The following is an 11,789-nucleotide window of genomic DNA, read 5'->3' on the forward strand; positions in this document are numbered from 1 at the left end:
TCAGTTTTCAAAGAACTACTTAGTCGCTCGTTTGCGACTTCCTTATGTTAACATCTTCGTTTTTCGATGTCAACTAAGTTTTTTAATTTCTTTTTTGTCGTTTTCTGCGTTTCTGCATCAGCGACGTTTATTAATATAGCATGCAGAAAAACGAAATGCAACACCTTTTGAAAACTTTTTTTAAAACAACTACATTTCTTTTTTAATATCATATACTTAAACGAAATATCTCTTTCATTTCTAAGTAATTCCTACATATATTCTATAGAAAGTCACTCTGTCCAAAAACGTTTCTTTCTATATAAACGTTTTATTCATATACCATATCATACAAGGAGGAATATACATGGACTACACCGATTTATTAATAAAACTAGGTCTCTCAGCTATTTTAGGATTCGCTATCGGTTTAGAACGCGAATTAAAACGTAAACCACTCGGTTTAAAAACTTGTTTAGTTATTTCTATTATTAGCTGCCTCCTAACCATTGTTTCTATTAAAGCAGCTTACAATTTACCACACACTGACCATATGAATATGGATCCACTTCGACTAGCGGCTCAAATTGTGTCAGGAATCGGTTTTTTAGGTGCTGGTGTTATTTTACGAAGAGGAAATGATAGTATTGCAGGACTAACTACCGCAGCTATGATTTGGGGTGCTTCTGGTATCGGTATTGCCGTCGGAGCTGGCTTTTATCTCGAAGCCATTTTCGGGATGTGTTTCCTTATGATTAGTGTAGAACTTATCCCATTAGCCATGAATTTTTTAGGCCCCAGGTCATTACGCCAACGCGATATTGCCGTCAAACTTGTTGTACGAGATATGGACAATATCCCTATTGTCATTGAGGAAATAAAAGCAATGGATATAAAGGTTAAAAATATGAAGCTCAAAACATTAGAAAGTGGTTCTCACTATTTACATCTTAAATTGTCTATCGATCAAAAAAGACATACCGCTGATGTTTACTACGCCCTGCAACACCTCGAAAGTGTTCAACAAACTGAAGTCGAAAGTATGTAACATGAAACAAGCTCTCTTTTTAATTAGGGAGTTTTTCTTTTTTCTATAATGGTAACAATGAATGTAGTCCTGCAAAGTAAGGAGGAATACAAAATTGAAATCGCGCCCGAACTTAGTAGATACATTTCGTGATTCCATTATTTTTCGTTTAATTTGTTTTATTATTGTACTTACTACTTTCTCTGGTTTTCTTATACATACACTAGAACCCACTCACTTTATTACATGGTTCGATGGGATTTGGTGGTCAATCGTTACAATCTTCACCGTTGGCTATGGTGACTTTGCCCCGCATACAACGATAGGGAAACTTATTGGAATAGGCATTATTTTATTAGGAACTGGATTTTGTTCTTATTATATGGTTCTATTTGCTACCGAAATGATTAGTAAGCAATATATGAAGATTAAAGGAGAAGAAGCGGCTACTTCTAGCGGACATATGATTATCGTTGGTTGGAATGAACGTGCCAAACACGTTGTGAAACAAATGCATGTATTACAACCAAATCTTGATATCGTTTTAATTGATGAAACACTCTCTTTACTTCCAAAACCATTTCATCATTTAGAATTTATAAAAGGCTGTCCACACCACGATCAAACTTTACAAAAAGCAAACATTACAACAGCACACACAATATTAATAACGGCTGATAAAGAAAAAAATGAAAGCTTAGCAGATACACAGTCCATTTTAAATATCTTAACTGCAAAAGGACTTAATCCAAACATTCACTGTATTGCCGAACTACTTACTTCAGAGCAAATACAAAATGCAACGAGAGCAGGGGCATCAGAAATTATAGAAGGAAATAAATTGACAAGCTATGTATTTACCGCTTCCCTTTTATTCCCTTCTATTTCCGGTGTATTATTTTCGCTCTACGATGAAATCTCTGATAACAAATTACAACTGATGGAACTAGCTCCATCATGTATAGGACAAACTTTCGCTAATTGCAGCTACACTCTTTTAAAACAAAATATCCTCTTGTTGGGTATAAAGCGTGATGAACAATATATGATTAATCCAGTTCATTCTTTTATTATCATTGAAAGTGACGTACTCATTGTTATTCGCCATTAAAGAAATGCTTTTCTAGTTCTTGCACTAGCACTTTACCAATATCGATATACTTTCTTTTCACATCTCCATCTGGATCTTTCGGTTCAGCAAACTGATCTAAGCTCGTCCCAGTAGCTAACGTATTTACGTCATTATCTAGTTCGTCTTGATATACGTGCGAAATAATATACGGTGTTTCAAGACGAACTACTACACCAGGCATATCTAGCTCTCCATCCACAGCCGTAAATGGCACTCGTAGAAATTGGTAACCATCTTCTTCGTCAATTTTGTAATCAAAGCATCCTTTATCATAATCCCAATTGCCACCAATACTATATCCAAGTGGCTTCATAACCTCTTCTAACTTATATAACGCATATGTACGCCCTACTAAATTTGATTGAATCGGAATCAAATCAATCCCTCCTAGACCTTTCCTTTAGCATACCCATTCCATTCTGAATATATATGAGATTCAATCCGGAATGTCGGCTACTCGTCAAAAAATTCCATAAAAAAACTGTTGGGGCTCGTCCCCAACAGTTTTTTTTATTTTAAACGCTCTTCTAATTCTGCTTTTAGTTCTTCGAATCCTGGTTTTCCAAGTAGAGCGAACATGTTTTTCTTGTATGCTTCTACTCCTGGTTGGTCAAATGGATTTACGCCTAATAGGTAGCCGCTCATCGCACATGCTTTTTCGAAGAAGTATACAAGGTAACCGAATGTATACTCGTTTAGTTCTGGAATGTTTACGATTAAGTTTGGTACTCCGCCGTCGCTATGTGCAAGTAATGTACCTTCGTATGCTTTTGTGTTTACGAAGTCTACAGTTTCACCAGCAAGGTAGTTTAATCCATCTAAATCGTTGTCATCTAATTCGATTTTTAGTTCATGTGTAGATTTACCTACTTTAAGAACTGTTTCGAATAGATCACGGCGACCTTCTTGAATGTATTGACCTAATGAGTGTAAGTCAGTTGAGAAGTTTGCTGAAGATGGGAAAATACCTTTTTGATCTTTTCCTTCACTTTCACCAAATAACTGTTTCCACCACTCAGAGAAGTATTGAAGTGCTGGCTCGTAGTTAACAAGCATTTCAATTGTTTTCCCTTTATTGTATAGAGCATTACGAACTACTGCGTATTGGTAAGCTGGGTTTTCTTCAAGTTCTGATGTCGCGAAGTCATCATGACCAGCAGCTGCACCTTTCATCATTTCTTCAATGTTTAGGCCACTTACTGCGATTGGTAATAAACCTACTGGTGTTAATACAGAGAAACGACCGCCAACATCATCTGGAATAACGAATGTTTCGTAACCCTCGTTATCAGCTAATGTTTTTAAAGCACCACGCGCTTTATCTGTAGTTGCATAAATACGTTTGCGAGCTTCCTCTTTGCCGTATTTCTCTTCTAATAATTTACGGAAAATACGGAATGCGATTGCAGGCTCTGTTGTTGTACCTGATTTGGAAATAACGTTAATAGAGAAGTCTTTACCTTCTAGTACGTCCATTAAATCTTTCATGTAAGTGGAGCTAATGTTTTGTCCAACAAATAGCACTTGTGGAGTTTTACGTTGTTCTTTAGAAAGCGTGTTGTAGAAAGAATGGTTTAACATTTCGATTGCTGCACGTGCTCCCAAGTAAGAACCACCGATACCTACAACAAGTAAAATGTCAGAGTCATTTTTAATTTTTTCTGCGCATTTTTGAATGCGAGCAAATTCTTCTTTGTCATATTGAAGCGGAAGCTCTACCCACCCAAGGAAATCGTTCCCAGCTCCAGTTTTTTCGTGGATTGCATGGTGTGATACTTTTACTGCATCACGTAAATAAGTTAGTTCATGTTCACTGATGAAGGATAACGCTTTAGAATAGTCGAACGTTACATGTGTACTCATCTTTTTCCCTCCAATTATGTATATGTATTTCTGTATTCACTTTAGCGAAACTAAAGTTGTAAATCAAGCGATTCAACAATTGTAAACGTAACCATTATTTATTTTTTAGAAAAAGTTCATTTTTTGCATAAAAATTCGTATTTTTCGGTATAGATGTATATACATCCTTTTTTCGTACATTTTTTATGTATAAAAACACCAAAACTACACCATTCTATAAAGGAGTTACATTTTCTTATTAACTCTTTGCTTGCTCATGCTTCACATTAAGGGGGGGCTTTTTCATGAGTACTCTGCAACGTATCGCATTAGTCTTCACTGTAATCGGTGCTGTTAACTGGGGACTGATCGGGTTCTTCCAGTTTGACTTAGTGGCTGCCATTTTCGGTGGACAAAGTTCAGCTCTCGCACGTATTATTTATGGCATCGTTGGTATTTCTGGGCTTATCAATCTTGGTTTACTATTTAAACCATCCGAAAATCTTGGTACTCACCCAGAAACACATGAAATTCGATAGTCAGTATGTCTTTTTCATCTCCGACATACGAATATGATTGCATGCAATCATATTTGCAAATATATATCATAAGACAAAGTAAAAGAGGAACGCTCATATGCGCTCCTCTTTTACTTTGTTAACTCTGATTCTTCAATCCATTCCGTTAGCTTTTCACGCAGCGTATTAAACCCTTTATCGGTTGGCTTCGGTATAAGAACCCTTCCTTGTTTTCTTTTCGCCGCTTTTAACGATAAACTCATTTTTCTGTGCTCTTCATCAATTGAAAGTACTTTTACTTCTACTGTATCGCCGACCTTTAAAAAGTCATGAATATCCTTTACATATCCATTTGTAATTTCAGATATATGCACAAGTCCTTGTGTTTCTGCATCTAACGCTACAAATGCACCGTAATCTTGAATTCCAGTCACTTTCCCTGTTACAACCACTCCTGTTGTATATTGTTCTGACATATGAAACACTCCCATACGTTTACCATTTTCTCTACAATTGTAGATAGCAAAGCAGATGTATTTATTGTTAAATATCCGATTGGTTAATACTTATCCTCAGTAAAGCAATCTAGAATAAGTACACCTTATATTAGTAAATTATACCACTATGATAGAACTCATTCAAAATTCACGAAGAAATTTCCTATAATACGTATAATTCTCCAATATTGGGATAGAATACTAACACATGGCTTTCTAGTATTCCCCCCCTTTTATGGACAAAACGTATTGTGTTTTGTCCTTTTTTTATTCTCTATGAACCGTTCCATCCTTTTCATTGCTTCCATAAGTTGCTCAAGCGATGTCGCATATGAACAACGAATGAATCCTTCACCACTGTCGCCAAATACACTTCCAGGAACAACAGCCACTTTTTCTTCTAATAATAACTTTTCTGCGAATTCTGCTGAAGATAGTCCAGTTGAAGCAATGGAAGGAAAGACATAAAATGCTCCGCCCGGTACATGACATGTTAAGCCCATTTCATTGAAAGATATCGTCATAAAGTTGCGACGCTTTTTATAACTATCTCTCATTCGAATTACTTCATCATTTCCTGCACGCAATGCTTCCAGTGCTGCGAATTGAGACATCGTCGGTGCACACATCATTGAATATTGGTGAATTTTGAGCATTAATTCTGAAAATTGAACAGGGGCTGCGATCATACCAAGACGCCATCCTGTCATCGCAAATCCTTTTGAAAATCCTGAAATTAAAATCGTATGCTCACGCATATTTTTAATACTCGCGAAACTTGTATACGCTTCGTCATATACGAGCTCTGCATAAATTTCATCAGATAATACGATTAAATTATATTTCTCCACAATGACTGCTAGCTTTTCTAATTCGGATTTATTTAACATTGCACCTGTTGGGTTATTTGGAGAACAAAGTAAAATCGCCTTTGTTTTTGCTGTAATAGCTGCTTCAATTTGATCTGGTTGTACTTTAAATTCATCTTCTAATGAAGTCGCTACTGGAACCGGGACTCCGCCAGCCAACGTAACAAGCGGTGCATACGAAACGAAGCTTGGTTCAATAATAAGTACTTCATCATCAGGATTTACAATAGCGCGCATTGCTACATCTAGCGCTTGGCTCGCTCCAACTGTAACAATGATTTCATCATTTGGATCATAAGATACTGCAAATTGTTTTTTTAGATACTTTGCTATTTCTTGACGGAGCTCTAATAATCCTGCATTTGCTGTATATGCTGTATATCCTTGCTCTAAAGAACGAATACATGCTTGCCTTACATTCCAAGGTGTAACAAAGTCAGGCTCTCCCACTCCGAGTGAAATAACACCTTTCATACTCGCCGCTATATCGAAAAACTTTCGAATGCCGGATGGTTGTAAAGATTCTGCTACTCTAGATAGTTCAAATTGCTTCATGGTGTCACCACAATTCTCTTATCATCATCAGTTTTTTCATAAATAATGCCCTCATGTTTATACTTCTTCAAAATAAAATGAGTTGTCGTAGAAACAACGGATTCAATTGTTGCTAATTTCTCAGAAACAAACATCGCTACTTCGCCCATCGTTTTTCCTTCTAACGTAATAGAAAGATCATATGTACCAGACATTAAATAAACTGATTTCACTTCTGAATAGCGATAAATTTGTTCAGCAACCGCATCAAAACCAACGCCACGCTTCGGTGTAACTTTCACATCAATCATTGCTGTTAAACCAGTATTTTCTTTCACTTTTGTCCAATCGATATGTGTTACATAGTCCACGATAATTTTTTCACTTTCTAATTTCGCAACCATCTTTTTCGCTTCTTCTACATCTATACTTAACAGCTTCGCTAATACTTCTACAGATAAACGACTATTTTTTTCAAGGCAAGCTAACAATTCTAATTCCTTTTCAGTCATCATATAACTCATCCTCTCTTTTGTTTGTGCCTAAATTATACAAATACCCTTTCCTGTTTGAAAAGAAGATTTTTTTAGAGAATTATGTAAAAATAAAGTGAAACTTTAATCAGTGGGGGTTGTCCATCCCCACTGATTATTATCCCGCACCAATCGGGATAAAGATGAAAGGGGATGGAAGCGTGAAACCAAAAGTATATATTGCTGAGCCAGTTCCAACATTTGTAGAAACTTATTTATCGGAACACTGCGATTACGAAAAATGGGATCAAAATGAGAAAGTACCTCGTGATGTTTTATTAGAAAAAATAAAAGATAAAGATGGATTACTTAATTTCGGCTCAGCCATAAATGAAGAGTTGTTACAAGCCGCTCCTAACTTGAAAGTAGTGAGCAACATTTCTGTTGGTTACGATAATTTTGATTTAAAAGCAATGCAAAGTCGAAATGTCATCGGAACGAATACACCATACGTATTAGATGATACGGTAGCTGACCTCGTTTTCGCTCTTATGTTATCTGCTGGTCGCCGCGTGTGTGAACTCGATTCATATGTAAAAAACGGTGAATGGAATGCTGAAATCGGAAAAGAACACTTCGGACTAGATGTGCACCATAGTACAATCGGTATTATTGGAATGGGGCGAATCGGAGAAGCGGTCGCAAAACGTGCGAAATTTGGATTTGATATGAACGTTCTTTACTATAATCGTCGTCGTAAGGAAGACGCTGAGCAAAAATTTGACGCTACATATTGTGATTTACAAACGCTAATCAAACAATCTGATTTTATTATTCTTCTTACTCCATTAACAGATGAAACGTATCATCTTATCGGAGAAAAAGAATTTTCATTAATGAAAGAAACAGCAATCTTCATTAATGCCTCTCGAGGGAAAACAGTAGATGAAACTGCATTAATTCATGCATTAGCAGAAAAGAAAATATTTGCAGCTGGTATCGATACATTTACACAAGAGCCTATCCAAAAAGATAATCCGCTTTTATCATTGCAAAATGTTGTGACTTTACCGCACATAGGATCTGCAACATTAAAAACAAGACAGCAAATGGCAATGACAGCTGCTGAAAATTTAGTGGCAGGATTACAAGGAAAAACACCACCTAATATTGTACGTGGATAATAAAGTGAAACTTTAATCATTGGTGGAGTTGTCCATCCACACTGATTATTAGCACGACTCCCACAAATAGCGGGATAAATAAATGTAAGGCAAGATGGCATAGTCTAAGTAGTTCAGATAATGTGGAGAAAAACTGAAACAACAGTTCAGTTCATTTCATTAACTAAATAACATTAGAATTATTAAACGAATTAGCAATGAAATCGACACAAAAAACGCTTGGTTTTGAACCAAGCGTTTTTAATTAATTATGCTTTAATTTTTCCTTTTCTACACGAATTAGAAATCTGTCATCACCCTTTGAACAGCCACTTACAAAGAAATCATCTTGACCTTGTTCATTTTCCTTCTTAATTATTTCTGTACAAACATCTTTTTCTATACCTTTATCGTTTCCAGCATACGCATCGTTTGAATTATCATAAGTATATTGAATACTCTTTCCATCGAATTGCAAGTCTTCGAAAATAGGGTCTCCTTCTTTTGTGTAGCTTGTAACTCGTATAGTGTCTTCTTTCTTGTTAGATAGATTATCTAAGAACTTTTCAAACCTCTCTAAATTATCAACTTTAACCTGATATACAATATCGCCTCTTTTAATCGCTTCTTCATAGCTATACGCTCCGCTTGAACAACCAATAGTGCTAATTACAATCAAAAGTAAAATCATTATCAATAGAAATCTCTTCACATCTTCCCCTCCAAACGAATTATCTATTTAAGTTCATTACCTTACACCTTATTAATTTAATTTCAGCATAAATTTTCCATTTACTTTTCAATAAATAAGTTCGCTTAATGTAAGGCGAACTATTTTAAAATATATTATATCTTTCAAATCAAATACCTTATCTGTAATGCCTAAACGTTGTGCGGGAGTAAGTTCTTTTCCATCGGATGACTTATAAGTTTCGCAAAAGTTATAGAAGGTTCTTAAAATTGTCAATTAAATGATAGTAGATTTAGCATTGTAATTAGCAACCATTTTAGCAACCCATTTTTCACCTTGACAATAGTTATTGTCACAGTGTTATTTGATGTGCGATTTTAACTGCCAATTTATGTGTATTTTAACATAAAACACCGATATATAAGCAAAAATAAAGGGTTAAATCATAATGCGATTTAGCCCTTTATTTACTACACTATTTAGAATGTTTCTCCACAAAAACCGAACTACTTAGGCATAGTCATCTTGCCTTTTTTTGTTAACATATTTTTTTCTCGCTTGGAGATGATATGAACAAAAATCAATGGAGTGACAAAAAATGAACCATGAATGCAAATGCCCTTACTTCACTTTTTCCACTCGCGGCACTACTATCCATTACGAATTGTATGAACATAATAATAATATTAATAAAGGGCGACCTACTTTCGTACTCGTTCACGGCTTCCTATCTTCCTCATTTAGCTATCGACGCCTCATTCCTTTATTAATGAAAGAAGGTACAGTAATTGCCCTGGATTTACCTCCATTCGGAAAAAGTGATAAATCTCATCTCTTTAAGTATTCTTATCACAATTTAGCGGCTATTATTATCGATTTGATAGAACATCTAGCTCTCTCGGATATTGTATTAGTTGGTCACTCTATGGGTGGACAAATTTCACTCTATGTAAACCGCCTACGCCCTGAATTAATTTCAAAGACGATTTTACTATGCAGTTCTAGTTATTTAGCACGCGCAAATTTGCCTTTACTGTACTCTTCTTATTTACCGTTCTTCCATTTATACGTGAAGAACTGGATTATTCGAAGAGGCATCGTTCATAACTTAATGAATGTCGTCCATGACCATTCATTAATTGATAATGAAATGATGGAAGGCTACGCTGCTCCTTTTTATGATAATCGTATATTCCCTGCCTTAACTCGAATGATAAGAGACCGTGAAGGTGACTTATCTTCAACTGAATTACAAAAAATCGAAACGCCAATATTACTCATTTGGGGTGAAAAAGATCGCGTCGTCCCTTTACAGGTAGGACGTCGCTTACACAAAGATTTACCTAATTCAACATTTATCTCTTACGAAAATACAGGTCACTTACTACCTGAAGAAAAACCCGAACATGTTTATGAAGAAATCATGGCATTTTCCGCACGATAAAGCGGGATAAAGTGAAACTTTAATTAATCCGAACGAACTAAAATAAACAAAAAGGCTGTCGGAAATTCCGACAGCCTATAATGAACAACTTCCGCCTTCTTTTACTACAAGTAATTCCACAGCTAACTTCTCACATTTTTCAAGCGCAGGCACTTCCTCAAAAGACATAAAGTATATATGTTGGATCTTCTTTGCGATATATTTTGGATCGTCAAACACACTTACAACGTTCACAACATCGCTCGCTTCTGTTTCGTAGAACTCCGGTCCCATTTGAAACGGGTCCCAATTTTTCACAACCTCTATCATCTTTTCATATGCACCCATCTGCTTCCCGCCTTTTCACTTTTTAATGCTTTTCTTTATCGTATCACATCAGCTATTCTATAAGAAGAGAGAGAACTTTCATAACTTAACGGTTTTACAGAAGAAAGGAGAAAACATATGCAGCTATTTCATAAAACGGTAAATCGTCGCGGAACACATAGTACAAAATGGGATACATATAAAAACGAAGAACTCATTCACGCTTGGATTGCCGATATGGATTTTGAAGTACCAAAACCAATTCAAACTGCATTACAAAAACGGATAGAACATCCTATTTTCGGCTATACACTTCCTCCCGAAAATATTGGAGATATTATTTGTAATTGGGCGCAAAGCCAATACAATTGGGATATACAAAAAGAGTGGATTGTATTTAGCGCAGGCATCGTTCCAGCCCTTAGTACGAGCATACAAGCTTTAACGAAAGAAGGAGAATCCGTACTCGTACAACCTCCTATTTATCCACCATTTTTTGAAATGGTCACAACGAATAACAGGAAATTATGTGAAAGTCCATTACAGAAACAAAATGGCACATATGCGATAGACTTCGAGCATTTAGAAACGCAATTTCAACAAGGTGTAAAACTGATGCTTCTTTGTAGCCCTCACAATCCTATCGGACGCGTTTGGACGAAAGAGGAACTAACAAAGCTCGGTACGTTATGTACAAAATATAATGTAATCGTTGTCGCGGATGAAATTCACGCTGATATTATTTACGCAGGTCATACCCATACACCGTTTGCCTCTTTATCTGAAGAATTAGCAGCGCGCACAATTACTTGTATGGCTCCAAGCAAAACATTTAATATCGCCGGGTTACAAGCATCTATCATTATTATTCCGGATGAAAAACTCCGTAATGCTTTTACGTCTATTCAATATAGACAAGGATTCCACGGATTAAATATATTTGCTTATACAGCAATGCAAAGTGCATATACAGAATGTAATGATTGGCTAAGTGAAATTCGATTATACGTTGAAGAGAACGCTCGATTTGCTTGTGAGTATATTCAAAACCACATACCAACTCTTTCTGTAATGAAACCAGAAGGTAGTTTTTTACTGTGGATTGATTGTTCACGCTTGAACCTTTCTCAAAATGAGCGAACAACATTACTCGAAGAGAAAGGAAAAATCATCGTTGAACCTGGTGAGAAATATGGATTGGGTGGAACTGAGCATATTCGAATCAACATCGGCTGTCCAAGGTCCGTCTTAGAAGAGATTTTAAACAGACTTCGCAATACATTTTCATCGTAATATAACAGAAGCTACCTTCAA

Annotated in this window: 13 protein-coding genes; 6 read left to right on the top strand and 7 right to left on the bottom strand. The window is 36.0% G+C overall.

The features are described from left to right. Nucleotides 1–346 precede the first annotated feature (346 nt). Nucleotides 347–1,027, top strand: coding sequence for an MgtC/SapB family protein (locus U860_RS0117265; RefSeq protein WP_002173983.1), 681 nt, complete (start codon nucleotides 347–349; stop codon nucleotides 1,025–1,027). Between the two features lie 94 nt (nucleotides 1,028–1,121). Then, the gene (locus U860_RS0117270; RefSeq protein WP_002173984.1) at nucleotides 1,122–2,117 is read left to right on the top strand and encodes a potassium channel family protein; all 996 of its coding nucleotides are present in this window, start codon (nucleotides 1,122–1,124) and stop codon (nucleotides 2,115–2,117) included. On the opposite strand, the gene U860_RS0117275 is transcribed toward U860_RS0117270, so the two are convergent. Together U860_RS0117275 and U860_RS0117280 are read right to left on the bottom strand one after the other, a co-directional pair. Continuing rightward, complete coding sequence (locus U860_RS0117275; RefSeq protein ID WP_025149546.1) at nucleotides 2,104–2,514, bottom strand: YugN-like family protein; 411 nt, start codon at nucleotides 2,512–2,514, stop codon at nucleotides 2,104–2,106. The two genes, U860_RS0117270 and U860_RS0117275, sit on opposite strands and share 14 nt — an antisense overlap. A gap of 134 nt (nucleotides 2,515–2,648) precedes the next feature. Continuing rightward, a complete protein-coding gene (locus U860_RS0117280) occupies nucleotides 2,649–4,001 on the bottom strand; it encodes a glucose-6-phosphate isomerase (protein ID WP_002173986.1) in 1,353 nt (450 codons plus the stop codon). A gap of 284 nt (nucleotides 4,002–4,285) precedes the next feature. Between U860_RS0117280 and U860_RS0117285 the strand changes: the two genes are divergently transcribed. Then, nucleotides 4,286–4,519 (top strand): DUF378 domain-containing protein, encoded by a 234-nt coding sequence (locus U860_RS0117285; protein ID WP_002173987.1) that lies wholly within the window; start codon nucleotides 4,286–4,288, stop codon nucleotides 4,517–4,519. Nucleotides 4,520–4,629: 110 nt separating this feature from the next. Here the strand turns inward: U860_RS0117285 and yugI are convergent, their stop codons facing one another. From yugI to U860_RS0117300, 3 genes are all read right to left on the bottom strand, one after another. Beyond that, on the bottom strand, nucleotides 4,630–4,974 hold the full coding sequence (gene yugI, locus U860_RS0117290) for a S1 domain-containing post-transcriptional regulator GSP13 (RefSeq protein WP_002173990.1): 345 nt from the start codon (nucleotides 4,972–4,974) through the stop codon (nucleotides 4,630–4,632). A 254-nt stretch (nucleotides 4,975–5,228) separates the two neighbouring features. Further along, nucleotides 5,229–6,419, bottom strand: a complete 1,191-nt coding sequence (locus tag U860_RS0117295) for an aminotransferase (protein WP_025149547.1) — start codon at nucleotides 6,417–6,419, stop codon at nucleotides 5,229–5,231. Beyond that, on the bottom strand, nucleotides 6,416–6,913 hold the full coding sequence (locus U860_RS0117300; protein ID WP_025149548.1) for an Lrp/AsnC family transcriptional regulator: 498 nt from the start codon (nucleotides 6,911–6,913) through the stop codon (nucleotides 6,416–6,418). Before U860_RS0117300 ends, U860_RS0117295 begins: the two co-directional genes overlap by 4 nt. Before the next feature lie 149 nt (nucleotides 6,914–7,062). On the opposite strand from U860_RS0117300, the gene U860_RS0117305 reads away from it, so the two are divergent. Further along, entirely contained in the window at nucleotides 7,063–8,055 is a 993-nt protein-coding gene (locus U860_RS0117305) for a D-glycerate dehydrogenase (RefSeq protein WP_115610328.1), read from the top strand. Nucleotides 8,056–8,299: 244 nt separating this feature from the next. Here the strand turns inward: U860_RS0117305 and U860_RS32460 are convergent, their stop codons facing one another. Continuing rightward, nucleotides 8,300–8,746 carry a DUF4362 domain-containing protein gene (locus tag U860_RS32460; RefSeq protein ID WP_162791007.1) on the bottom strand — a complete coding sequence of 149 codons (447 nt, stop codon included), beginning with the start codon at nucleotides 8,744–8,746 and terminating at the stop codon, nucleotides 8,300–8,302. 577 nt (nucleotides 8,747–9,323) lie between these two features. Between U860_RS32460 and U860_RS0117315 the strand changes: the two genes are divergently transcribed. Beyond that, on the top strand, nucleotides 9,324–10,169 hold the full coding sequence (locus tag U860_RS0117315; protein ID WP_002173994.1) for an alpha/beta hydrolase: 846 nt from the start codon (nucleotides 9,324–9,326) through the stop codon (nucleotides 10,167–10,169). Between the two features lie 75 nt (nucleotides 10,170–10,244). On the opposite strand, the gene U860_RS0117320 is transcribed toward U860_RS0117315, so the two are convergent. Beyond that, nucleotides 10,245–10,496 (bottom strand): YugE family protein, encoded by a 252-nt coding sequence (locus tag U860_RS0117320; protein WP_025149551.1) that lies wholly within the window; start codon nucleotides 10,494–10,496, stop codon nucleotides 10,245–10,247. Nucleotides 10,497–10,613: 117 nt separating this feature from the next. On the opposite strand from U860_RS0117320, the gene U860_RS0117325 reads away from it, so the two are divergent. Beyond that, nucleotides 10,614–11,768 (top strand): MalY/PatB family protein, encoded by a 1,155-nt coding sequence (locus U860_RS0117325; protein WP_025149552.1) that lies wholly within the window; start codon nucleotides 10,614–10,616, stop codon nucleotides 11,766–11,768. Nucleotides 11,769–11,789: the final 21 nt, after the last annotated feature.

The organism is Bacillus sp. H1a, assembly GCF_000633475.1.
Lineage (GTDB): Bacteria > Bacillota > Bacilli > Bacillales > Bacillaceae_G > Bacillus_A > Bacillus_A paramycoides.

Bases quoted from the DNA above. Each gene is read 5' to 3' on its own strand.
- yugI (WP_002173990.1), bottom strand. From the start codon at position 4,974: ATGTCAGAACAATATACAACAGGAGTGGTTGTAACAGGGAAAGTGACT.
- U860_RS0117300 (WP_025149548.1), bottom strand. From the start codon at position 6,913: ATGATGACTGAAAAGGAATTAGAATTGTTAGCTTGCCTTGAAAAAAAT.
- U860_RS0117315 (WP_002173994.1), top strand. From the start codon at position 9,324: ATGAACCATGAATGCAAATGCCCTTACTTCACTTTTTCCACTCGCGGC.
- U860_RS0117280 (WP_002173986.1), bottom strand. From the start codon at position 4,001: ATGAGTACACATGTAACGTTCGACTATTCTAAAGCGTTATCCTTCATC.
- U860_RS0117295 (WP_025149547.1), bottom strand. From the start codon at position 6,419: ATGAAGCAATTTGAACTATCTAGAGTAGCAGAATCTTTACAACCATCC.
- U860_RS0117265 (WP_002173983.1), top strand. From the start codon at position 347: ATGGACTACACCGATTTATTAATAAAACTAGGTCTCTCAGCTATTTTA.
- U860_RS0117325 (WP_025149552.1), top strand. From the start codon at position 10,614: ATGCAGCTATTTCATAAAACGGTAAATCGTCGCGGAACACATAGTACA.
- U860_RS0117285 (WP_002173987.1), top strand. From the start codon at position 4,286: ATGAGTACTCTGCAACGTATCGCATTAGTCTTCACTGTAATCGGTGCT.
- U860_RS0117320 (WP_025149551.1), bottom strand. From the start codon at position 10,496: ATGGGTGCATATGAAAAGATGATAGAGGTTGTGAAAAATTGGGACCCG.